The following is a 21,656-nucleotide window of genomic DNA, read 5'->3' on the forward strand; positions in this document are numbered from 1 at the left end:
AACTCGTCTCATGCCCGGCCGCCTTGGACGAGCCCTATGGCAGCCAATGCCAGCGACAGGCCGGAAGCGGCTGTTCGAACCTGATTCCAGAACTGCCACCGTTCGGAATAGTCCTGCCAGATCGTCCGGGCGGCCTCGATGTCGCCCGGCACGGCAACCGCGGCGAGAGCCTCGTTCATCGGCACGTTGACGCTGATGGTCAGAAACAGCCCGAAGACGAGATAGACGAGCGATGCCGCAGCGAACCAGCCTGCCGGTGCTTTGCGCCCGCGCAGGAAAAACATGGCTGCGGTGACCGCAAGCACGATCGGCGTCAGAAAGAAGGCTGGAAAGAACACGGCATTGCGCACCGAGCCGTTCATCGCCTGCATGGCCGCAATCGCAACGCGCGGATCCGCCGAGTCCAACCCCCACATCGTGGAGCACACCCACGCGTAGAAGAGCCCGAAGATCGCGCCGCAGAACAGGATCGACACGACGGCAAGTGTGGTTTCGGTCCTCGACATGACAGCCTCTCCAAATCCGTAAAGTTATGTACGCCTTTATCGAGACGTATAGTCGTGTACGCTTATTGTCAATGAGACAGCGGGGATCTTGATGCGCGACGAAGCAAGGGCCGAGCGGCAGGCCGAGATCGAGGAGGCGGCATACCGGGTGGTGCGCGCGCGCGGCTATCGCGGCGCGTCGATGCTGGCCGTGGCCCGCGAAGCCAAGGCTTCCAACGAAACGCTCTATCGCTGGTATGGCGACAAGCGGGGTCTGTTTCGCGCCATGGTCGAAAGCAACGCCGAAGCAACACGAACGGAGCTGAAGCGGGCACTGGACCGTGGCGCCGATCCATTGGAAAGCCTGGAGACGATCGCGCCGATACTCCTCTCGATGCTCCTCGGCGAGCGCGCGATCTCGCTCAATCGGGCCGCGGCGACCGACGAAAGCGGCGAGTTGGGTGCGGCACTGGGCTCAGGCGGGCGCGACTCGGTCCTGCCCTTGATCGAGGAGTTGATGCGCCGGGGTCTGACGAACCGCTCGATCGTCGCGCCCTCTGCCCGCACGGCTGCGGAATGGTTCATAAGCCTGCTGATCGGCGACCAGCAGATCAGGCGCGTCATCCACGCCGTACCGGCGCCTTCGAAGGCTGTCGTAAGCGCGCGGTCGGAAGAAGCGCTGCAGGCATTTCGCAAACTCTGCAGCGGCTGATCGCTCGGCTTGTAGCGTTTCCGCCGACAGCCCTGTGCCGCATCACGCCATCGGACTGGTCAAAAATGCTGCAAGTGCTAAGTGGCTATCGCAACGGTACTGTGCGCAGCAGTTCGCATGAAGCGGAGACGGATGTATGAAACACAGGGTGGTCGTCGTCGGAGCCGGATTCGCCGGTCTGCAGCTTGTACAGGGTCTCAAGGGCGCGGGCTGCGACATCACCTTGATCGACCAGCGCAATCACCACCTGTTCCAGCCCCTGCTCTATCAGGTTGCCACGACGCTGCTGGCAACCTCCGAGATCGCGTGGCCGATCCGCCGGGTCATGCGGTCTCGCGAAGACGTCACCACCCTGCTTGCCACCGTCACCGGAGTCGACCGCCTTTCGCGCGAGGTGATCCTCGATGGCGGCACACGCATTCCCTTCGACACGCTGGTCGTCGCGACCGGCGCGCGTCACGCCTATTTCGGCAATGACCACTGGGAGGCTGACGCACCTGGCCTGAAGACGCTGGAAGATGCCACCACGATCCGCCGCCGGTTGCTGCTTGCCTTCGAGCGCGCCGAACTGACCGACAACGAGGCCGAGAGGCAAGCGCAGCTCACCTTCGCCGTCGTCGGAGCCGGCGCGACGGGCGTCGAGCTCGCCGGCATCATCGCCGAACTCGCGCACCGCATCCTGCCGCGCGAATTCCGGCATATCGATACGCATCGCGCCCGAGTGCTGCTGATCGAAGCCGGACCGCGTATCCTGCCGGCCTTCAGGGAGGATCTGGCAGACTATGCGACGCGCGCGCTCGAGCGGCGGGGCGTCGAGGTGCTGACCGGTGTCCCGGTGACCGACTGCACGGCCGAAGGCATCATGCTCGGCGACAAGCCCATTCCCTCACGTACCATCATCTGGGCAGCGGGCGTGCAGGCTTCTCCTGCCTCGCAATGGCTGGATGCCGAGGCCGATCGTGCGGGCCGCGTCAAGGTCACCGACACGCTCACACTGCCGGACGACCCGGCCATTTTCGTGCTCGGCGATACCGCCAATGTCAAGTCCGGCGGCAAGCAGGTGCCCGGCATAGCACCCGCCGCCAAACAGCAGGGCAAATACGCCGCCAGGCTGATCCGCAGCCGGCTCGACGGAAAGGCCGCACGCGCCCCGTTCCACTACCGGCATATGGGCGATCTTGCCACGATCGGCCAGAACGCCGCCATCATCGACTTCGGCCGCTTCCAGATGAATGGCTTGCTGGCATGGTGGGTGTGGGGCATCGCCCACATCTATTTCCTGATCGGCGGCCGATCGCGGCTGATGGTATCGATAAGCTGGCTATGGAGCTACTTGTCCGGTCAGAACTCCGCGCGGCTCATCACCCAGAAGGAGACGTTGCGGCGTTGAGGCGACGGGTTCAGACGAACGCGATTGCCGGCACGAAATGGCACGCCATTTTCGAGAGCATCGTGGCAAGTGCCTGCGCATAGTCGCGCGTTACCTTGGGATGCGTCGGCAGCGACACCATTGAGCGCACCAGCCTCGAAATGTTGCGCGAACGGCCGCTGACATTCCAAAACGCCTCGGTCTCATGGGCGTTCGGATACACAGAGAGCCCGATATGGTAGCCGCGCTCGATCATCTGCCGGTAAATCCGGTCCCGCCGCTCGGGAGCAACGAGTATCGGATAGAAGGTGAAACACGAGCCTGCGCGCACCGCGTCGCTGGCCTCGGGCGCCACCCTGCGGTCAGCGAAGAACCGGTCATAGACCGCCGCAATCATGCGCCGGTGTGCGAGCCGCTGCCCAACCGTATCCAGCTTGCGCACGAGTTCGCCCAGCACGCCCGGCCGCGGGCGGCTCAGAACGGTGTCCTCGATCGCTTCCGTTTCGCGCCGCACAAAGCATAGCGCTTCCTGCCCCGAGCCAACACGAGACTTGCGCCGGATCGCCGGGAAGGTGACTCCTGAAAAAATGCCAGGCCGCGTCGCCAGATCGTATTTCAGCACCGCCAGCATATGCTCCTTGTATTGGGCCGGCGTCAGTTCGGGGAAAGTAGCCAGTTCGTCGCTCATATAGGCCGCGATGTCCTCGCGCTCGGTCGCAAGCGCCCCGCCCCAGACATAGTTGAGCGACTTGAAGCCCGACATGCTGAAAATGCTCGCATCCGTGGTTGCGCCCATGCACCGCCCCTGATAGTCGCCTTCCAGCGCAATGGCGCAATCGTCGAACAGCATCACATCCCGTTGCCTGCAAAGCTCCTTTATGTCGCCGATGCGCTCCTGATTGACGTGGTAGTGCGTGATGAGGACGCAGCAGGTCTTGTCGTCGACGACCTCTGTCAGATGGTCGAAATCGACATTCGTCGAATCCGGCAACGTATCGCCGAAGACAGGCTCGCAACCTGCAAAGCGCACCATGTTGATGACATCGGGAATGGTATGCGGCAGCATCACCACCCGGCTGCGGTTGCCGGTACGCAGCCGCGCGAACCTGGCTGCAAGGTGAATGCCTGCACGGGCCCGCCCCAGCGGAACGACATCGACGCCACCGCCCAGGAAGTCAGCGAGCCGGCTCTTGAACGCTGCCTCGGCATCGGCCGGATTCTCCCACAAAGGGCGAAGATAACGCATCGGGTAGATAACCTGCTTGGGCGTCGCTGACATCTTTCTGATCTCGTATTTGAATCCTCATCCTGCCGCAAAAGCGTGTGTCGGCACTTCGGCGGCGACATATCGTGCAAGACGCACGGCGAGCGCGATGGCCGAAAAGGTCGGGTTTGCCTGACCGGAGGTCGGGAAGACCGCGCTGCCCGCAACGAAGAGATTTGACGATCCGAACACACGGCAGTCGCCATCCACAACGCCGGCGCGTTCGTTCGCACCCATCCGCGCCGTCCCGATCTGGTGAACGCCGTCGGGCGCCTGCGCCAGCACGCGCGCAGCCATGTCGTGTTCCTCACAGAGCCATTCCAACTGCCCGAGCCCGGTGCGCGCAGCCCAGTCGCGAAGGAGTTGGTGGGTCCGGATGATCGGCAGCACGTCCGCATCTGAGACCCGCATATCGATACGCGCGCGCGGCATGTCGAGCTCGTCGTGCTGATCTGACAGCGTAATCCGCGAGTCTGGATGCGGCAGGTGCTCGGCATGATAGTGGACGCCATAGCGCCGCCCCGAATTGCGGACATGAAGTCCCGGCAGCCGGGTATCGGCGAGAAAACGCCCGTGCACGAAGCGCGGCATGAAACGCAGCAGCTCCGGCAGCCCGGTGACCAGGTTGCCCAGATGCGGCGCGACCGCTGCGCGCGGCGTCGAGTTGCGTTCCCGCAGGTGCTCGCTGACAAGACGCCGGCCGACCGCAGGCATGCTGAGCGCGAGATAGGCCAGCGACAGCACCGCACTGCGGTGAGCCGCGTCGCGGAACGGTGGCATGAATGGCCAGAAGGAGATGTTCGTCAGATTCTCCCGGCGCTGGACGTCGTCCGAAGCGATAATGCGCCGGCGCGCGTAGCGGCCGTGCGCACCCCTGAAAAAATCGAAACCCGCATCGAGCGTACCACTGGAAAGCCGCATCTGCGCGATCTCGCCGGAGAGATGGCCCATGTAATGGCGCCCGAGCGGACCATCGAGCCCCCGAAACGGCCTGACGCGGTGCGCTGGACACCAAGCAGCAGTCGGGCGGTTTCAATGCCGCCGCAGGCAACGATGAAGACCTTCGCCTTTACGCTCGCGACCTCACCGGTTCTGCGACGCACGGTCACCGACGCTATGCGGCCGTCGGCGGCGAATTCCATACCCGTTACCGTTGCATCCAGATGCAGGGCGATACGGCGCGAACGCATGATTTCGGCTTCATGCGCGATGCGGAAGCTCGAGGGATCGGCAAAGCGGATCAGGTTCGAGCAACGGAACGCGCGATCCCCCACCGCAACGCCCGGCGGCTCGTCTTCGAAAACGGGCGGACCGCAATTGGCATAGCGACACGCATCGGCGAAATAGCGGGCGAAATCGCGATATTCGAGCGGCCAGGATGCATCGGTCAGGCCGGGCCGGCGCTCGAAGTCGATCGGATCGAGCGGCACGCAGCCGGCACCCCAAAGGTTCGACGTGCCGCCAAGACTGCGCTGGACGGCCACCATCATGTCAGCGTGCTTCGGCGTACCGACGATCTCGGCCCGCGAATGCCGGGAGGCCTCGACGCTGGCCATGTGCGCGCCGGACTCCAGCACGGTCACCGCCTGGCCCTGGCGCGCCAACTCAAGCGCCGTGACGATGCCGATCGGCCCCGAACCAATGATACAGATATTATGATCGCGGCCGGAAAGCCCGTCCTGCTTGTCTGCCAGCATCGCCAACCACCCCTGCCCGGTTGGCCCGTCCGGGATCGATCGTGTGGGAATCCTCTACTCGTCGCACGAATGTCCGCCGCACCGCCTCGCCTGTCGAGAGGTACGCAGGTCCGCAAATCGGAGGAAGAGCACGTCCTGACGGCAGGTCGCTACAGCCCGGTCGCCAGGCTTTTCTCAGGCGGCGTTGTGAGCCTGATCGCCTAACCATGAACAGAAGTCCCGCGGAGCAGGCCGGGAATCCCCCTCGCGCATCAGCGCGAAATACCATTCCGGTCCGCTCAACACGGTGGAAAACGGCGCTACGAGGCGACCCTCGGCGAGAAACGGTCGAAACAACGCTGGCGATAACAACGCAACACCCCTACCTTCCAGTGCTGCATGCGCGCTCAGCTCGAATATCTGGTAGTCGACGCCGACAAACCGCAAGTCCCGCGGCGGCCGGCTTTTCGCCTCGGAAAACCAATGCTCCCAGTCGGGATGGGGCAACAGTTCGAAGTGAGCCAGGTCCTCGGGCGTGGACAGTGTGCTTGTCCCAAGCAGCTCCGGCGCCACCATCGGGGTTACGTCTACTGGCATCAGCGGGTGTTCCACCAGCCCGGCCCAGCCGCCCCGCCCCGTCCTGATCGCCACGTCGAAGGTGTTCGGCTCGCGCACGTCCGAGGACACGTCGAGTTCGATGCTGGGCCTGCCAAGCGCGGCATAGCCGGAAAGACGCGGCGCGAGCCATCGCGACACGAATGTCGGCGGCGCGGTGACCCGGAGCGCTGGCGTTGCGGCCTGAAACGTGTCGAGTGCATCTGCAATGTCGTTCAGCGCCCCCGAACCCGGCTCGCCAGTGCCGTCGCGGCCGGCGTCGGAACGACGCGGCGACCCACGCGCATGAAGAGCGCCTGGCCTAGCTCCGTTTCGAGAGTGCGTATCCGCAGGCTCACAGCAGCCGGACTGAGGTACAAGCGATCGGCCGCGGCGGCAAAGCTGCCAGCAGCGACGCACATTTCCAGCACACGCAGGGACTCCAGGGATGGCCGAATGACAAGTTTCCCTTTCGGTTACGGCAAGCAATGCGCGTTTAGGAACAAAGGCTTTCTCAGGCAATGTCAGGCGAAAGAATAGGAGTTTCGCTTTGACCCTGCAATCGCATGCCGGCGCCTTGCCGGCCGGACTGATCGACGTTTTTGCCGATGCCCCGCTGACCGGCAACCCCTTGGCCGTTGTCGAAGACGCTGATGTGCTCACCGAGGCGCAGATGCGCCGGATAGCCGGAGAATTCAATCAGGCCGAAACGACCTTCGTGATGCGCAGTGACAGGGCGGATAGGAAACTCCGCTCGTTCACGGCGGCAGGCGCCGAGGTGGGCGGCGCCGGTCATAACGCGCTCGGCGCATGGCTCTGGCTGGCTGAAGAAGGCCGGCTTGGCGGCCTGGACACGCCCCGCACGTTTCATCAGGAAATTGCCGGCGAGGTTCTGCCTATTGTGCTGAAGAAGATCGACGGACGCATCTTCGGACGCATGCGGCAATCCCGGCTCAATCTCTTTTCACCGCTCGACGAGCCCGCTGCCTTGGCCTCCGCTCTCCAGCTTCAAGCAGAAGACATACTGGTCGAACCGCGACCGCGGGTGGCTGGCACAGGCGCCGCGCACCTGCTTGTCCGCGTGCGGGATCGCACGATCGTGGATCGCGCTAAGCCGTCAGCAGAAGCGCTTCTCGATGTCCTTGCCTCGGTCGGTGGCGAAGGCTGCTACATCTACGCATTCGATCCCGCGTCACCCGATCAAGCCTATGCGCGCTTCTTCAATCCGACGGTTGGTCTGTGGGAAGACGCAGCCACCGGCACGGCAGCCGGTCCTCTGGCGGCCTATCTCGCGCGCGAAGGGCTCATCGGCGAGACGATCGAAATCGAGCAAGGCACCAAGATGGGCCGCCGGAGCATACTTCGCCTCAGGCAGGCTCGTGCCGGACCCGGAACTCTCGGGAGCCGGAGTGGTGGTGATGCGCGGCGGCCTTTTCATCTAGCGGCCGCCAGTCCGGCGAGGTGCCGCCCCGAGGCATCGGTCTTTACGCAGGATAGGCCAAGTAGCCGCCTTGGATCGCCGGCATCTTCGTCACTCGGCTTGGACAGTGTTGATGTCACCTAGACCAGCTCCACCTCCACCACGCCCTGCACGGCCTTCATTGCTGACGCCAGTTGCGGGGTGATGCGGTAGCGGTCGGGGAGTGCGACCTCGATCTCGCCCTGCCCCTCGCCCTTGATGACGATGAAGGAGACCTGCCCCTCGCCGCTCGTGCCGAGCTGCGATGCGACGGTGCCGACCGGGGTCGCGTCGCGCAGGTAGATGCGCATTTCCTTCTGGTGGCGCACGGCCTCGTCCTCCAGCGCCTGCGCGGTCTGGATGCGCAGGTTGACGCCTTCGGGCCGGTCCTCCGCCGCAACGGTGATGACGACGGAACGGCCCGGCTCCAGCACGTCGCGGAACTGCGCCAGCGTTTCCGAAAACAGCACCGCCTCGAACTGGCCCGTCGTGTCGGAGAAGTTGACGACGCCCATCTTGTTGCCGGTGCGGGTCTTGCGCTCCTGCTTCGAGGTGATCGTGCCTGCAAGCCGGCCGGCCGTGGCCCCGCGCTTCACGGCCGCCTGGAACTCCGCCCAGTTCTGCACCCGCATCTTTTCAAGCAGAGCCTTGTATTCGTCGAGCGGGTGGGCAGAGAGATAGAACCCAACGGCCGCGAATTCGCGGTGCAGCCGGTCGGCCGGCAGCCACGGCTCGCAAGGCGGCAGCACCAGCTTTTCGGGCTGCGCGCCAAGGGCCGCGCCGAAGATGTCTGACTGGCCGGAAGCAGCATTTTCCTGCGCGCGCGACGCCATGCCCATCATCCGTTCAAGCCCGGCGAACAGCGAGGCGCGGTCGTGGCCGAAGCAGTCGAAGGCGCCGGCGGCGAATCAGGCTTTCGAAGACGCGCTTGCCGACGATGCGCGGGTCGATGCGCGAGCAGAAGTCTTCAAGCGATTCGAACTGCTTCTCCTTGCGCTTTTCCACGATGTGGTCGACGGCCGCCTCGCCGACACCCTTGATGGCGGCCAGCGCGTAGTAGATGCGGTTTTCGCCGACCTCGAACGGCCGGTGCGAAGTTCTCACCGACGGCGGCACCACCTCGATGCCGAGCCGCATCGCGTCGGCGCGGAAATCGGCCAGCTTGTCGGTGTTGTTCATGTCGAGCGTCATCGACGCTGCCAGGAACTCCACCGGATAATGCGCCTTCAGATATGCGGTCTGGTAGGAGACGATGGCGTAGGCGGCGGCGTGCGACTTGTTGAAGCCGTAGTCGGCGAACTTCGCCAGAAGGTCGAAGATGAAGTTCGCCTGCGGCTTGGCCACACCGCGCGAGGTCGCGCCCTCGACGAAGATGCCGCGCTGCTTTTCCATCTCGGCGCGGATCTTCTTGCCCATGGCGCGGCGCAAGAGGTCGGCCTGTCCGAGCGTGTAGCCGGCAAGCTCCTGCGCGATCTGCATCACCTGCTCCTGATAGACGATGACGCCCTGCGTCTCCTTCACCAGGTGGTCGATCTTGGGGTGGATCGAGGCGATCTCCTCCTCGCCGTGCTTGCGGGCGTTGTAGGTGGGGATGTTCTCCATCGGGCCGGGGCGGTAGAGCGCGACCAGCGCGATGATGTCCTCGATGCGGTCGGGCTTCATGCCGATCAGCGCTTTGCGCATGCCCGCCGATTCCACCTGGAACACGCCGACGACCTCGCCGCGCGACAGCATCGCGTAGGTGTCGGGGTCGTCATAGGGGATCGACGACAGGTCGATGTCGACACCGCGCCTGCGGATCAGCTTGACCGCGGTCTCCAGCACCGTCAGCGTCTTGAGGCCGAGGAAGTCGAACTTGACCAGCCCCGCCTGCTCCACCCATTTCATGTTGAACTGGGTGACCGGCATGTCGGAGCGCGGGTCGCGATACATCGGCACCAGCTCGGACAGCGGCCGGTCGCCGATGACGATGCCGGCGGCATGCGTCGAGGCGTGGCGATAGAGCCCTTCCAGCTTCATCGCCGTGTCGAGCAGGTTCTGCACGACCGGTTCCTTCTCCACCTCCTCGGCAAAGCGCGGCTCGGCCTCCACCGCATCCTTCAGCTTGACCGGGTTGGCGGGGTTGGCCGGCACCATCTTGCACAGCCGGTCGACCTGGCCGTAGGGCATCTGCAGCACACGGCCGACGTCGCGCAGTACGGCGCGGGCCTGCAGCGTTCCGAAGGTGATGATCTGGCCGACCTGGTCGCGGCCGTACTTCTCCTGCACGTAGCGGATCACCTCCTCGCGGCGATCCTGGCAGAAGTCGATGTCGAAGTCGGGCATCGACACGCGGTCGGGATTGAGGAAGCGCTCGAACAGCAGAGAGAAGCGCAGCGGATCCACGTCGGTGATCGTCAGCGCATAGGCAACCAGCGAGCCTGCGCCCGAACCACGGCCGGGGCCGACGGGAATCTCGTGCGCCTTGGCCCATTGGATGAAGTCGGCAACGATCAGGAAGTAACCCGGAAACTTCATCCGGGTGATGATGCCGATCTCGAATTCCAGCCGTTCGCGATAATCCGCTTCGGTGTAGCCTTCCGTCGGGCCATGCGCGGCAAGGCGCTTGTCCAGCCCCTCGCGCGCCTGGCGGGCCAGTTCTTCCGCCTCCGCCTCGATCGCTGCTTCGGCATCTGCCGCGTCCGCGCCGGTAAAGCGCGGCAGGATCGGCTTGCGCGTCTGCGTGTAATAGGAACACCGCATGGCGATCTCGACCGTGGATTCGATCGCCTCCGGCAGGTCGGCGAAAAGCGCCGTCATCTCTGCCTGGGACTTGAGATGATGGTCCGGCGTTAGCCGGCGGCGGTCGTCGACGGCAACCACAGAGCCCTCGGCGATCGCCAGCAGCGCGTCATGCGCTTCGTAATCGTCGGCGGCTGGAAAGAAAGCCTCGTTGGTGGCCACCAGCGGCAGGTCGTGGGCATATGCAAGATCGATGGAGGTTGCCTCGACGGCCTTGTCGTAGCCGCGGTAGCGCTGCAGCTCGACATAGAGACGGTCGCCAAAAGCGTTCTTCAGGAACAGAAGCCGCGCCTCGGCCTGCGCGCGGCTGTCGGCCTTGAGCATCGCACCCACCGGCCCGCGCGCGGCGCCCGTCAGGCAGATGATGCCGTCGGCAAGCGCCGGCAGCCAGTCCGCGTCGACATGCGGCGGCAGGCCCGCCGGCACGTCGAGATAGGCGCGGGACACCAGCCGCACGAGATTGGCATAGCCGGCTTCGGTCGCGGCGAGCAGCACAAGCGGCTCCACCGCCGGGCCCTGGCGCCGGTGACCGTTATGCCGTTGCCCCTCGCTGGAAGCATCGGCAAAGGCCACGTCGAGCTGGCAGCCGATGATCGGCTGCACACCGTCCTTCACCGCCTTCTGGGCGAATTCCAGCGCACCGAACAAATTGTTGGTGTCGGTCACGGCAATCGCAGGCGCCCGGTCCTTTACCGCGTGCCCGATGATCTTGCCCAGCGGCAGTGCCCCCTCCAGCAGCGAATAGGGCGAGTGAACCCGCAGGTGAACGAATGGCCGCGCGGTTTGGGTCGCCACTGCGCCGGCAACGCCTTGTGCTTCGCGTAGAATCGGATCGCGCGAGGGTCGTTCGGCCATTTTCATCCAATCGAAGACTCAAGGGAGGGCTGGTGCAATAGTCCCCAATTGCGCCAGCCACGTCGAGTCCCGATCGGCCACCCTGCCCCGTCCGTCAACATGCAATCGACGGCGGGAACCATGCCTACATGGCGGCAAGACGCACCAAGGTTTCACCGTCGGCGTCGAGCAGCAGCAGCTTCTGTTCGGCCGGTACCAGTCGGAAGGCTGCAACACGGCCGAGCGCATCGAAATACTTCTGTTCCTGGTTCATCAGCGCCTCGGGACAGGCCATCTGCGTCGCGACAACCGGGCTGAGGGTCAGCTTTTCGCCTTCGATGGAGGCAGTGCTGCCATAGCTGTTGCAGCCGCCGCGACCGGAAACCCGCCCGTCTTCGGCAATTTCGAGCGTCGTCTGCGCATTGTCGATGACGCCACCGCCAAGGATGTCCTCGGCCAGCCATCTGCCGACCGGCGAGATCCGCCGCTGCGCCGTCGTCCGGCTGCGCTGCGACGCGCTCGACGCGGATCTCCACCGGGCCAGCCTCGTCCCCGTCGCCCAGCACCGAGTGCCGGGTGGTGTTGATGAACATCAGCGTGTCGCCGTCAAGGATGCGCGCCTGCAACGCATAGCTGTGGCGCGGCTCGATCAAGGCGGGGTCGTAGCTGATCCGATAGGGAATCGGGCTCGCCGTCGCATCCCTGATCTCGGTGCGTCCGATCACCGTTGCGGGCGCATCGGCAAGCGAGACGTCGACGAGTTCGACTTCGACGCGCGCGCCGGCCGGCAGCATCATGCGCTCGCGATAGACGACGTTGCCTTCGATCGTGCGATCCTGCGCGTCGGGCGCATCGGCGCGGGCAACGACCGCACTCGCGGCAAAGGCGCCCCCGAAAGGGCCAGCAGAGTGCGGCGCGTGAATTGCGATTGCGACATGACGGTTCTCCTTGACTGATTGGCAGCGTCAAACCCCAACATTGTGGCAAAGATCGTTCCGACCGTACCGCAGCAGCCGCGTGACGACATCTGAAGGGCGTCGATGTGACAATTTGCCGGCCTGCCAGACGCGTTCCATTGGGCGACACCGCGCTTGATGCAGGCGGCATTTCCTGAAAAGTTGCCGCAAGACAAGAAACGCCAAGAGGAATCGCCCCATGAAGACACGCGCCGCCGTCGCAGTTGCCGCCGGAAAACCGCTGGAGATCATGGAGGTGGACCTCGAGGGCCCGCGCGAGGGCGAGGTGCTGATCGAAGTGAAGGCGACCGGCATCTGCCACACCGACGAGTTCACCCTGTCGGGCGCCGATCCCGAAGGCATATTCCCGGCCATCCTCGGCCATGAGGGTGCCGGCGTGGTCGTCGATGTCGGCCCCGGCGTGACCAGCGTGAAGAAGGGCGACCACGTCATCCCGCTCTACACGCCAGAATGCCGTTCCTGCCCGTCCTGCCTGTCGCGCAAGACCAATCTCTGCACCGCCATCCGCGCCACGCAGGGCCAGGGCCTGATGCCGGACGGCACCTCACGCTTCTCGATCGGCAAGGACAAGATTTTCCACTACATGGGCTGCTCGACCTTCGCCAACCACACCGTCCTGCCGGAGATCGCGGTGGCCAAGGTCAACCCCGACGCCCCGTTCGACAAGATCTGCTATATCGGCTGCGGCGTGACGACGGGCATCGGCGCGGTCATCAACACCGCAAAGGTGGAGATCGGCGCGACAGCGGCCGTCTTCGGGCTCGGCGGTATCGGCCTCAATGTCATCCAGGGCCTGCGCCTTGCCGGCGCCGACATGATCATCGGCGTCGACCTCAACAACGACAAGAAGGCCTGGGGCGAGAAGTTCGGCATGACGCATTTCGTCAATCCGACGGAGATCGACGGCGATGTTGTGGCCCATATCGTCAACATGACCAAACGTGGGGCCGACCATATCGGCGGTGCCGACTACACGTTCGACTGCACGGGCAACGTGAAGGTCATGCGCCAGGCCCTTGAATGCGCTCATCGGGGATGGGGTGAATCGATCGTGATCGGCGTTGCCGGCGCAGGCCAGGAAATCTCCACCCGGCCGTTCCAGCTCGTCACTGGCCGGGTGTGGAAGGGCACCGCCTTCGGCGGCGCGCGTGGCCGTACCGACGTGCCGAAAATCGTCGACTGGTACATGGACGGCAAGATCCAGATCGACCCGATGATTACCCACACCCTGAAGCTCGAGGACATCAACAAGGGTTTCGACCTGATGCATGCCGGCGAGAGCATCCGAAGCGTCGTGGTGTACTAGAAGCCGCCCGATGTACCGGTTGAGACAAATGTGATATCGATACGACCGAGGTGAAAGCAGAAGCACGCGGGAGGCAGAGGTGTGGCGTCCTGGTATTTTACTTGCAGCCGCTTCGACAGTTCTCAGCACGTTTCCTACACCGGCATCCGCGCAGTTCAGCGGAACGTTTGAGTTCCGCTGGCTCTCGGACCCGGCCAATCGCCATCGCCAGATGCAACTCGTCTCGGCCGTATCCTTCAGGGACAAGGCTGGTAGACTCTGGAGCGTACCCCGAGGCGCCAAGATCGACGGAGCCTCCATCCCCAGCGCGCTGTGGACCTTCGCCGGCTCCCCTTCGTCGGCAATTATCGCCGTGCCTCGGTGATCCACGACCACTATTGCGATCTTCGCACGGAACGCGCCGAAGACGTCCATCGCATGTTTCGGGATGCCATGGAGGCCGATGGCGTCACCAATCCCGAACGCTACAGCAAATATCTCGCCGTGCGGGCCTATACGGCATTTACCGGAGCCTGCGGCGCCCCGTCAAACGAACTCAACGAATTGAGCACCGAAGTCCCCGTGGCGGGCTTCGACACGTCCGACGAACTCATCGCGACGCTCGAATCCTTCACGCTGGAGGAAAGTCTCGGCACCTCCGTGCAAGGTCGCGTCGACGAGGTGCTGAGCATCGCCGAAATCGAGAATCCGGTGACCTATGCAACGCTCACCGAGTTCCGCAGGGTGCCGACGGCCGAAAACTACCAGCGGCTTGAGGATGCGGTGCGGATCGAAGCACCGACGGAAGAGGAAATCGAGGCGCTGGCCCTGCTGGCGAATGCGACCGTGCCCGAGGGCAGCATCGAGCTTCCGGACCGCTAGGCGGGCTGGACATGGCATGCATCGCCCCTCATAGGGGAACCGCAGCACGTCTCCGCGCATTTTGCGCTTGAAGGGCGTTTGCGACGAAGGGCGAGATCAACATCATGAAAACCCGCAACAAGGGCCTGCTTCTGCTGGCCGGCATTTCACTGCTGGCGCTTGCGGCATGCAGCGATGAACAGGAGACGGTGGTCCAGACCGAGGAACCGCCGGCTACCGTCGAGGCACCGGAGGCTGCGCCCAGCGAGGAGGAGCGCACCGATCGCGCGATGCGCCAGATCGGCGAAGGCGCCGACGCCATTCTTCAGGGCGCCGGAGAACTGGCGCGCGATGCCCGCGAACGGACCGAACGCCTGCTGGAAGATGCCGGACCGGCTCTCGACAGGGCCGGAGAAGTGGCGCGCGATATCGGCGCCTCGCTGGACGAGATCGGCAAGCAGGCGCTGCGCGACTTCGAGTCGGGCGTCGAGATGCTGCAACGCAGGATCGAGGAGTCCGACAGCACGGTCGAGAGCTCGCCCGGCGATCCGGCAGCGGTGCTTGCACCCCCGGACCAGTTGCGCGCCGACACCCGCGCCGCCGCGCGGGCCGGGCCGGCCGGCGTTGGCCCCGCCTATGTCGGCGTATGGGCGGGCGATGCGGCATCATGCGGCGCGATCGACGGGGAGCCGGTTGAAATGATGGCCGTCATCACTCCGACGACGATCCGCCGCTATGAAAGCGTGTGCAACTTCGAGGAAGCGGCGATGTCCGCCGGTTCGACAACGCTTGCAGCCTCCTGTATCGCGGAAGGCGATACCGAGGAGCGCCAGATCATGCTGACGATGCCGGACGACGACACGCTGGAGATAGGCCAGCCGGGCGGCGGCACCGCCGCAAGCCTCGTGCGCTGTCACCTGCCCGAATAGCCGACCAGCCAAGGGCGAGCATGCCGCAGATATTCGTCGATGCCGATGCCTGTCCGGTCAAGGACGAGGTGGTGAAGGTGGCCGCGCGCCACGAGCTCGTGGTGACCTTCGTCTCCAATGGCGGCCTGCGCCCTTCCCGCGATCCGATGATCCGCAACGTGGTGGTCTCAAGGGCGCGGACGCGGCCGATGATTGGATCGTGGACAACGCAGCGCACAACGACATAGCGATCACGGCGGACGTGCCGCTGGCCGCGCGCCTCGTGCCGCTCGGCGTCCATGTGCTGGGGCCGACCGGGCGCCCGTTCACGCCGGAATCGATCGGCATGGCGGTTGCCATGCGCGACCTGAAGCAGCATTTGCGCGAGACCGGCGAAATCAGGGGCTTCAACCCCGGATTCTCGGCGCGCGACCGCTCCGCCTTCCTGTCGGCGCTCGACCAGACGGTGCGGCGCGCAATCAAGGCGACCGAAGCTTAGGCAAAGCCGGCTGAACCCTGCTGGTCACGCCCGCCAGTTTCGATTGACAGTGTCCTGCGCGCCATGCTCCGATCCGGCACGGGGAGGAAAAAACGACAATAAGGGAACACTGGAGAGTCCGATGATACGAAGCGTTATTGCAGCGTCCCTGCTGCTGGGGACAGCGTTTGCCGCGAGCCCCTCATTTGCACAGACCCAGGTATCGATTGGCATCAGCGGCTGGACGGGCTTCGCGCCCCTGACGCTCGCCAAGGAAGCCGGTATCTTCGAGAAGAACGGCGTTTCCGCCGAGATCAAGAAGATACCGCAGAAGGACCGTCACCTGGCGATCGCGTCCGGCGACATCCAGTGCGCGGCCACCACGGTCGAAACCTTCATGATCTGGAACGCCAACGGCGTGCCGATCAAGCAGCTTTTCCAGCTCGATATGTCGCACGGCGCCGACGGCATGGCCGTGCGCAACGATGTCGAGTCCATCGCCGATCTGAAGGGCAAGACCGTCGCTGCTTCCGCGCCGGGAACATCTCCCTATTTCGTGCTGGCATGGATGCTCAACGAAAACGGTCTTTCGCTCGACGATGTCACAGTGGTCAACCTGGAGCCGTCGGCGGCGGCACAAGCATTCGTGGCCGGCCAGAACGATGCCGCGATGACGTATGAGCCCTACCTCTCCACCGTCCGAGACAATCCGGATGCGGGCAAGATCATCGCCACCACGCTCGACTATCCGATCGTCATGGACACGTTCGGCTGCACGCCGGATTTCATCGCCGAAAACCCCGAAGCGGTGAAGGCGATGGCCGCCAGCTATTATGAAGCGCTCGAGATGATCGAGAGCGACCAGGATGAAGCCTATCGCATCATGGGCGCCGACGTGAACCAGGACGCCGCGGCGTTCGGCAAGTCCGCCGCCTATCTGGAGTGGCAGGGCAAGGACGCGAACAAGGCCTTCATGTCGGGCGGCATCCAGGAATTCTACGACAAGGCCGGCCCGCTGCTGGAGAAGATCGGCATAATCCGCGAAATCCCGGCGACCGACACGTTGATCGATACGAGCTGGATGGACTGAGCGCTCTCGTATAGTTCCGCCCCATGCAGCCGCGCCGGCCTTCGCTGGCGCGGCATATCGCATTTCATCGACAACGAGACGATCGGTCCATGAGTTCTTCACCGATGACGGATTCACACACAGTCCGGCGCGGTCGCAGCGTCGGCTCACGTCCATACCACCTGCGCCCGCTCAAACCCGTGCCGCTTTCCACGCGCGCGTCATCCTGGGCGTCTCCTTCTTCGTGCTCTTCGTCGCGGGATGGTCGCTGGCGACCTATGGCGGCTATGTATCGCCTATCTTCCTGGCGAGCCCCACGCGCATGATCGAGGAAGGGTGGCTGCTGCTGACACGCTTCGGTTTCATGCACGACATCGGCATGACGATCTGGCGTGTCGTCGGCGGTTTCGTCCTGGCGGCGATCGTGGCCGTACCGCTCGGCATCGCCATGGGCGCTTGGAAAACGGTTGAAGCCTTCTTCGAGCCGTTCGTCTCCTTCGCGCGCTACCTCCCGGCGTCCGCCTTCATTCCGCTTCTGATCCTCTGGGCCGGCATCGGGGAGGCGCAGAAGCTTCTCGTCATCTTCATCGGGTCCGTATTCCAGATCATCCTGATGGTGGCGGTGACCGTCGGCCAGACCCGGCGCGACCTGGTGGAGGCCGCCTACACGCTCGGATCCAGCGATGCCAGCGTGGTCTGGCGGGTGCTGCTTCCGGCTTCCGCACCGCAGATCGCGGAGACGCTGCGCCTAGTCCTCGGCTGGGCCTGGACCTACGTCATCGTCGCCGAGCTGATCGGCTCATCGTCCGGCATCGGGCATATGATCGTCGACTCGCAGGCGCTGCTGAACACTGGCCAGATCATCTTCGGCATTATCGTCATCGGCCTGATCGGGCTGGTCTCGGACTTCCTGTTCAAGGCGGCGAACCGTCGGCTGTTTCCATGGAGCCTCGCATGAGCACCGCGGCAGTGAACATCGCCGGCGTGGAGCGCATCTTTCCCGCACAGGCAGGCGGCAGCCCCGTGACTGCGCTGACACCGATCGACATTCACGTGAAGGAGAACGACTTCGTCACCATCCTCGGGCCTTCCGGCTGCGGCAAGTCCACGCTGCTGCGGATCGTTGCCGGTCTGGACGAGCCGACCAACGGCCTCGTCGAAATCCGTGGCGACGTCGTGGTTGGGCCGGGCGCGGACCGGGGCATGGTGTTCCAGTCCTATACGCTCTTTCCGTGGCTGACGGTGGAGCGCAACATCGAGTTCGGCCTGCGCGAAAAAGGCATGCCGGCCGGCGAGCGGCGCGACATTGTCCGCGACTACATCGCCAAGATCGGCCTCACAGGCTTCGAGAACCACTATCCGAAGCAGCTATCGGGTGGCATGCAGCAGCGTGTGGCGATCGCGCGGGCGCTCGCCAACGACCCTGCAATCCTGCTCCTCGACGAACCGTTTGGTGCGCTCGACCACCAGACACGCGGCCTGATGCAGGAACTTCTCCTCAACATCTGGGAGGCCGACCGCAAGACCGTCCTTTTCGTCACCCACGACATCGAGGAAGCGATCTTCCTGGGCAGCCGCTGTCTCGTGATGAGCGCGCGGCCGGGACGCATTAAGGCCGACATTTCGATCCCCCTGCCCCATCCGCGTCATTACCGGATGAAGGCCGAGCCCGGTTTCCTCGACCTCAAGGTGCGGCTGACGGACGAAATCCGCGAGGAGGCGATGAAGGTCGCTTGACCATGTCGACAGCAGGCGTCACATCGGCTACCCCGTGTCCATGAAAACTCTATCGACCTCGCTCTCCCACGGCGGCGTTCAGGGCGTTTATTCTCACGCCTCCGAGACCTGCGCCTGTGACATGACCTTCGCCGTTTTCGTGCCGCAGCAGGCCGCGCAGGGCCCTCTGCCCGTGCTTTGGTATCTCTCGGGGCTCACCTGCACGCACCAGAACGTGATGGACAAGGGCGAATACCGGCAGCTCGCTGCCGAACTGGGTCTCATCGTCGTCTGTCCCGACACCAGCCCGCGCGGCGAAGCCGTGCCGTATGAAAAGGACAACTGGCAGTTCGGCGCCGGCGCCGGCTTTTACGTCGACGCGACCGAGGCGCCCTACGCGAAGAACTACCGGATGTATTCCTATGTCACGCAGGAATTGCCGGCGCTGATCGCGCGCGAATTTCCCGCCGACATGGAGCGCCAGGGCATTTTCGGCCATTCCATGGGCGGCCATGGCGCACTGACCATCGCTCTGAAACACCCTGACCGCTTCCGCTCTGCCTCCGCCTTCGCGCCAATCGTGCAGCCATCAACGGCCGGCTGGTCGAAACCCGCCTTCCAGAAATATCTCGGCGAAGACGAAACAGCGTGGCGCGCCTATGATGCCTGCGCTCTGGTCGAGGACGGCGCGCGTTTCCCGGAGTTCCTGATCGATCAAGGCAAGGCCGACGGTTTCCTGGACGAAGGACTTCGCCCCTGGCTTTTCGAGGATGCCTGCCGCGCCGCCGGTATTCCGCTTTCGCTCAACATGCGCGAAGGCTACGACCATTCCTATTTCTTCATTTCGACCTTCATGGATGACCACCTGCGCTGGCACGCACAGCGGCTTGTCTGACCTCCAAGGGTTGCGCCTGACCGACCGATCCCTATGCTAGCCGCGCAGCCTGCGTGTCATGCGGGCGCGATTTCACCACAACAAGGAGGTGGGTGGGTGCCCGACACCGCGACGATCTATTCCGACATTCCCGATACAGACACGCTCGGCGGCAGGCTATCGCGCGCCAGAGACGCAGTCGGGCTTTCCGCTGCGCAACTTGCCCGCCGCATCGGCGTGCAGTCATCGACCATCCAGGCGTGGGAAAGCGACCGCTCCCAGCCGCGCGCCAACCGGCTTTCCATGCTGGCAGGCGTCTTGAATGTCAGCCTCTCATGGCTGCTCTACGGCGTCGGCACCTCGCCTATCGAGGAAACCGGGGCCGAACTGGCCGAAAGCGTCGCCTTTCAACTCGATCGCCTCAAGCGCCTGCACCAGGAAACCGCCGAGGTTATCGGGCAGATCGAGCGTGATCTGGGCCGCATGGCCGCCTACGATTGACGGGCTCTATCGACTGATCGGGATAAGCGTTGCGAGCAGGTGACATCGCCTCTCGCATCGGCTAGAAACGACTCGTCCTGGGCAGCGATGCCCTGCCGGCTTGCGGGAGAGAGCAGCGAAAGCTGCCGCCGAAGGGGAAATCGCCCGAAATCTCTCAGGCAAAAGAACCGTAGGCCGGTCAAGACGCTCTGGAAAGTCGGGGGAAACCCCGCGCCGAAGGTGTAAGGGCGACCGACAGAGTTCCGGTCGTACCAAGTCTCTCAGGCTTCCGACAGAGGGGCGCGAACTGCCGCTTCAGCGGCTGGTTGGTGCTGTTCTGGAGGATGAATGACCGATACGGGCGAACTTTTTCAACTGCCGCTGAAAGACCTACACGAGGCCGCCGGTGCGCGCTTCGGCGGGTTTGCCGGCTGGTCGATGCCGATCACCTATCCGCTCGGCGTGCTCAAGGAGCACCTGCACACGCGGGAAAAGGCCGGCCTTTTCGACATTTCCCACATGAAGCTGTTCCTCGTGACAGGGTCACAGGCGGCCGCCGCGCTGGCGCGCGCATGCCCGCTCGATCCCGCTGCGCTGAACGAGGGCCAGTCGAAATACACCTTCTTCCTGAACGACGAGGCCGGCATCCTCGACGACCTCATCGTCACCCGTCTTGGGGCGGAGCGCTTCATGGTCGTCGCCAATGCTGGCAACGCGGCCGCGGACGAGAAGCATCTGAAGCAGGTAGCCGCCTCCTTCGACTGCACGGTCGAGCCGCTTGAGCGCGTCTTCCTGGCGTTGCAGGGGCCTGCAGCCGAAGGCGCACTCTCCAAGGCCGGCCTCGATCTTTCGGCACTGACCTTCATGCACGGGCTGGAGCCGCGTGAAGGCTGGTTTGCCAGCCGCTCCGGTTATACCGGCGAGGACGGATTTGAGATCGCCCTGCCCTGGGCCGAGGCGAAAGCCTTCGCCGAAGCTCTGCTTGCCGACGAAAACGTCGAATGGATCGGGCTCGCTGCCCGCGACAGTCTGCGCCTCGAAGCCGGGCTTTGCCTTCACGGACAGGACATCACATCGGAGACCACCCCGGTCGATGCCGGCCTGATGTGGGCGATCGCCAAGCCGCTGCGTGAAAACGGCAGTTTCATCGGCGCAGACGCCCTGCGCGCGGCACTTGCGGCAGGGCCACGGCGCAAGCGCGTCGGACTGAAGCCCGAAGGCCGTCAGCCGGTGCGCGCGGGCGCTGACCTGTTCGACGGCGACGGCAATCCGGCCGGCAGCGTGACCTCCGGCGGCTTCGGCCCTTCGGCAGGTTTCCCCGTCGCGATGGGCTACGTCCCCGCCGCCCTCGCGGCCCCTGGCAGCAGACTTTTCGCTGAGGTGCGCGGCAACCGCGTGCCGATCGAAATTCATCCCCTTCCCTTCACGCAGCATCGCTACCGCAAAGGATAGACCCCGATGGCAACCACCTATTTCACCGAAGATCATGAATGGCTGCGCGTCGAGGGCGGTGTCGCCACGGTGGGCATCACGGATTACGCGCAGGAGCAGCTCGGCGACCTCGTTTTCGTGGAACTGCCCGAGGTCGGTAAAGCCTTGTCCAAGGGGGACGCGGCCGTCGTGGTCGAATCCGTCAAGGCTGCCTCCGACGTCTACGCACCGGCCGACGGGGAGATCACGGAAGTCAACGACAAGCTTTCGTCCGACCCGGCGCTGGTCAATTCCTCAGCCGCCGGCGACGGCTGGCTCTGGAAGATGAAGCTTGCCGACGAAAGCCAGCTCGAGGGCCTGATGGATGAGGCCGGCTACAAGGCGATGATCGGCTGAAGGACGA

At 64.3% G+C, this 21,656-nt stretch carries 18 protein-coding genes, 5 pseudogenes and 1 riboswitch; of the genes and pseudogenes, 15 read left to right on the forward strand and 8 right to left on the reverse strand.

The window, feature by feature from the left end; translation table 11 throughout:
* Nucleotides 1-8 precede the first annotated feature (8 nt).
* A complete protein-coding gene (locus tag HK436_RS17050; protein ID WP_173191692.1) occupies nucleotides 9-506 on the reverse strand; it encodes an anthrone oxygenase family protein in 498 nt (165 codons plus the stop codon).
* A 91-nt stretch (nucleotides 507-597) separates the two neighbouring features.
* Here HK436_RS17050 and HK436_RS17055 point away from each other — a divergent pair, with 91 nt between their 5' ends.
* On the forward strand, nucleotides 598-1,197 hold the full coding sequence (locus tag HK436_RS17055; RefSeq protein WP_173191694.1) for a TetR/AcrR family transcriptional regulator: 600 nt from the start codon (nucleotides 598-600) through the stop codon (nucleotides 1,195-1,197).
* Nucleotides 1,198-1,333: 136 nt separating this feature from the next.
* Nucleotides 1,334-2,587 (forward strand): NAD(P)/FAD-dependent oxidoreductase, encoded by a 1,254-nt coding sequence (locus tag HK436_RS17060; RefSeq protein WP_173191696.1) that lies wholly within the window; start codon nucleotides 1,334-1,336, stop codon nucleotides 2,585-2,587.
* A 10-nt stretch (nucleotides 2,588-2,597) separates the two neighbouring features.
* Here the strand turns inward: HK436_RS17060 and HK436_RS17065 are convergent, their stop codons facing one another.
* The 4 genes and pseudogenes from HK436_RS17065 to HK436_RS17075 form a co-directional block, all read right to left on the reverse strand.
* On the reverse strand, nucleotides 2,598-3,845 hold the full coding sequence (locus tag HK436_RS17065) for a DegT/DnrJ/EryC1/StrS family aminotransferase (protein ID WP_173191698.1): 1,248 nt from the start codon (nucleotides 3,843-3,845) through the stop codon (nucleotides 2,598-2,600).
* Nucleotides 3,846-3,869: 24 nt separating this feature from the next.
* The gene (locus tag HK436_RS33050) at nucleotides 3,870-4,751 is read right to left on the reverse strand and encodes a GMC family oxidoreductase (protein WP_312860683.1); all 882 of its coding nucleotides are present in this window, start codon (nucleotides 4,749-4,751) and stop codon (nucleotides 3,870-3,872) included.
* Nucleotides 4,634-5,527: an FAD-dependent oxidoreductase gene (locus tag HK436_RS31500; RefSeq protein WP_244649012.1), complete on the reverse strand. Its 894-nt coding sequence runs from the start codon at nucleotides 5,525-5,527 to the stop codon at nucleotides 4,634-4,636. The genes HK436_RS33050 and HK436_RS31500 overlap by 118 nt, the downstream gene beginning before the upstream one ends.
* Before the next feature lie 174 nt (nucleotides 5,528-5,701).
* Nucleotides 5,702-6,558, reverse strand: a pseudogene (locus HK436_RS17075) (LysR substrate-binding domain-containing protein).
* 92 nt (nucleotides 6,559-6,650) lie between these two features.
* On the opposite strand from HK436_RS17075, the gene HK436_RS17080 reads away from it, so the two are divergent.
* The gene (locus HK436_RS17080; protein WP_244649014.1) at nucleotides 6,651-7,664 is read left to right on the forward strand and encodes a PhzF family protein; all 1,014 of its coding nucleotides are present in this window, start codon (nucleotides 6,651-6,653) and stop codon (nucleotides 7,662-7,664) included.
* Here HK436_RS17080 and dnaE read toward each other — a convergent pair.
* From dnaE to HK436_RS33600, 3 genes and pseudogenes are all read right to left on the reverse strand, one after another.
* A pseudogene (gene dnaE / locus HK436_RS17085) lies at nucleotides 7,661-11,195 on the reverse strand (DNA polymerase III subunit alpha). The gene HK436_RS17080 and the pseudogene dnaE overlap by 4 nt on opposite strands.
* A gap of 124 nt (nucleotides 11,196-11,319) precedes the next feature.
* Nucleotides 11,320-11,718 carry an META domain-containing protein gene (locus HK436_RS17090; RefSeq protein ID WP_173193565.1) on the reverse strand — a complete coding sequence of 133 codons (399 nt, stop codon included), beginning with the start codon at nucleotides 11,716-11,718 and terminating at the stop codon, nucleotides 11,320-11,322.
* Nucleotides 11,719-11,782: 64 nt separating this feature from the next.
* A pseudogene (locus HK436_RS33600) lies at nucleotides 11,783-11,971 on the reverse strand (YbaY family lipoprotein); the annotation flags it as partial.
* A 358-nt stretch (nucleotides 11,972-12,329) separates the two neighbouring features.
* Between HK436_RS33600 and HK436_RS17100 the strand changes: the two are divergent.
* The 12 genes and pseudogenes from HK436_RS17100 to gcvH all read left to right on the forward strand — a co-directional run bounded on the left by HK436_RS17100 (nucleotide 12,330) and on the right by gcvH (nucleotide 21,649).
* Nucleotides 12,330-13,457 (forward strand): S-(hydroxymethyl)glutathione dehydrogenase/class III alcohol dehydrogenase, encoded by a 1,128-nt coding sequence (locus tag HK436_RS17100; protein ID WP_173191702.1) that lies wholly within the window; start codon nucleotides 12,330-12,332, stop codon nucleotides 13,455-13,457.
* A 211-nt stretch (nucleotides 13,458-13,668) separates the two neighbouring features.
* Nucleotides 13,669-13,821 carry a DUF1353 domain-containing protein gene (locus HK436_RS33605; protein ID WP_376769196.1) on the forward strand — a complete coding sequence of 51 codons (153 nt, stop codon included), beginning with the start codon at nucleotides 13,669-13,671 and terminating at the stop codon, nucleotides 13,819-13,821.
* Nucleotides 13,770-14,318 carry a DUF1353 domain-containing protein gene (locus HK436_RS17110; protein ID WP_244649016.1) on the forward strand — a complete coding sequence of 183 codons (549 nt, stop codon included), beginning with the start codon at nucleotides 13,770-13,772 and terminating at the stop codon, nucleotides 14,316-14,318. Before HK436_RS33605 ends, HK436_RS17110 begins: the two co-directional genes overlap by 52 nt.
* A gap of 104 nt (nucleotides 14,319-14,422) precedes the next feature.
* On the forward strand, nucleotides 14,423-15,226 hold the full coding sequence (locus tag HK436_RS17115) for a hypothetical protein (protein WP_173191708.1): 804 nt from the start codon (nucleotides 14,423-14,425) through the stop codon (nucleotides 15,224-15,226).
* A gap of 20 nt (nucleotides 15,227-15,246) precedes the next feature.
* Nucleotides 15,247-15,704: pseudogene (locus HK436_RS17120) on the forward strand (YaiI/YqxD family protein).
* A 121-nt stretch (nucleotides 15,705-15,825) separates the two neighbouring features.
* Nucleotides 15,826-16,773: an ABC transporter substrate-binding protein gene (locus tag HK436_RS17125; protein WP_173191710.1), complete on the forward strand. Its 948-nt coding sequence runs from the start codon at nucleotides 15,826-15,828 to the stop codon at nucleotides 16,771-16,773.
* Between the two features lie 161 nt (nucleotides 16,774-16,934).
* Nucleotides 16,935-17,710: pseudogene (locus HK436_RS17130) on the forward strand (ABC transporter permease).
* Nucleotides 17,707-18,489 carry an ABC transporter ATP-binding protein gene (locus HK436_RS17135; protein ID WP_173191711.1) on the forward strand — a complete coding sequence of 261 codons (783 nt, stop codon included), beginning with the start codon at nucleotides 17,707-17,709 and terminating at the stop codon, nucleotides 18,487-18,489. The pseudogene HK436_RS17130 and the gene HK436_RS17135 overlap by 4 nt, the downstream one beginning before the upstream one ends.
* 40 nt (nucleotides 18,490-18,529) lie before the next feature.
* Nucleotides 18,530-19,363, forward strand: a complete 834-nt coding sequence (gene fghA / locus HK436_RS17140; protein WP_173193569.1) for an S-formylglutathione hydrolase — start codon at nucleotides 18,530-18,532, stop codon at nucleotides 19,361-19,363.
* A 96-nt stretch (nucleotides 19,364-19,459) separates the two neighbouring features.
* On the forward strand, nucleotides 19,460-19,843 hold the full coding sequence (locus HK436_RS17145; RefSeq protein ID WP_312860621.1) for a helix-turn-helix domain-containing protein: 384 nt from the start codon (nucleotides 19,460-19,462) through the stop codon (nucleotides 19,841-19,843).
* Between the two features lie 93 nt (nucleotides 19,844-19,936).
* Nucleotides 19,937-20,023: riboswitch (glycine riboswitch) on the forward strand.
* A 147-nt stretch (nucleotides 20,024-20,170) separates the two neighbouring features.
* Complete coding sequence (gene gcvT, locus HK436_RS17150; protein WP_173191715.1) at nucleotides 20,171-21,274, forward strand: glycine cleavage system aminomethyltransferase GcvT; 1,104 nt, start codon at nucleotides 20,171-20,173, stop codon at nucleotides 21,272-21,274.
* Nucleotides 21,275-21,280: 6 nt separating this feature from the next.
* Nucleotides 21,281-21,649: a glycine cleavage system protein GcvH gene (gene gcvH / locus HK436_RS17155; protein WP_173191717.1), complete on the forward strand. Its 369-nt coding sequence runs from the start codon at nucleotides 21,281-21,283 to the stop codon at nucleotides 21,647-21,649.
* Nucleotides 21,650-21,656: the final 7 nt, after the last annotated feature.

Origin of the sequence: Neoaquamicrobium sediminum (assembly GCF_013240295.1) — a bacterium.
Classification (GTDB): domain Bacteria; phylum Pseudomonadota; class Alphaproteobacteria; order Rhizobiales; family Rhizobiaceae; genus Aerobium; species Aerobium sediminum.

Coding starts and splice junctions, on each gene's coding strand:
- HK436_RS33605 (WP_376769196.1), top strand. CDS start 13,669: ATGCAACTCGTCTCGGCCGTATCCTTCAGGGACAAGGCTGGTAGACTC.
- HK436_RS17100 (WP_173191702.1), top strand. CDS start 12,330: ATGAAGACACGCGCCGCCGTCGCAGTTGCCGCCGGAAAACCGCTGGAG.
- gcvT (WP_173191715.1), top strand. CDS start 20,171: ATGACCGATACGGGCGAACTTTTTCAACTGCCGCTGAAAGACCTACAC.
- HK436_RS17125 (WP_173191710.1), top strand. CDS start 15,826: ATGATACGAAGCGTTATTGCAGCGTCCCTGCTGCTGGGGACAGCGTTT.
- HK436_RS17115 (WP_173191708.1), top strand. CDS start 14,423: ATGAAAACCCGCAACAAGGGCCTGCTTCTGCTGGCCGGCATTTCACTG.
- HK436_RS17060 (WP_173191696.1), top strand. CDS start 1,334: ATGAAACACAGGGTGGTCGTCGTCGGAGCCGGATTCGCCGGTCTGCAG.
- HK436_RS17135 (WP_173191711.1), top strand. CDS start 17,707: ATGAGCACCGCGGCAGTGAACATCGCCGGCGTGGAGCGCATCTTTCCC.
- HK436_RS33050 (WP_312860683.1), bottom strand. CDS start 4,751: ATGCGGCTTTCCAGTGGTACGCTCGATGCGGGTTTCGATTTTTTCAGG.
- HK436_RS17050 (WP_173191692.1), bottom strand. CDS start 506: ATGTCGAGGACCGAAACCACACTTGCCGTCGTGTCGATCCTGTTCTGC.
- HK436_RS31500 (WP_244649012.1), bottom strand. CDS start 5,527: ATGCTGGCAGACAAGCAGGACGGGCTTTCCGGCCGCGATCATAATATC.
- fghA (WP_173193569.1), top strand. CDS start 18,530: ATGAAAACTCTATCGACCTCGCTCTCCCACGGCGGCGTTCAGGGCGTT.
- gcvH (WP_173191717.1), top strand. CDS start 21,281: ATGGCAACCACCTATTTCACCGAAGATCATGAATGGCTGCGCGTCGAG.
- HK436_RS17055 (WP_173191694.1), top strand. CDS start 598: ATGCGCGACGAAGCAAGGGCCGAGCGGCAGGCCGAGATCGAGGAGGCG.
- HK436_RS17065 (WP_173191698.1), bottom strand. CDS start 3,845: ATGTCAGCGACGCCCAAGCAGGTTATCTACCCGATGCGTTATCTTCGC.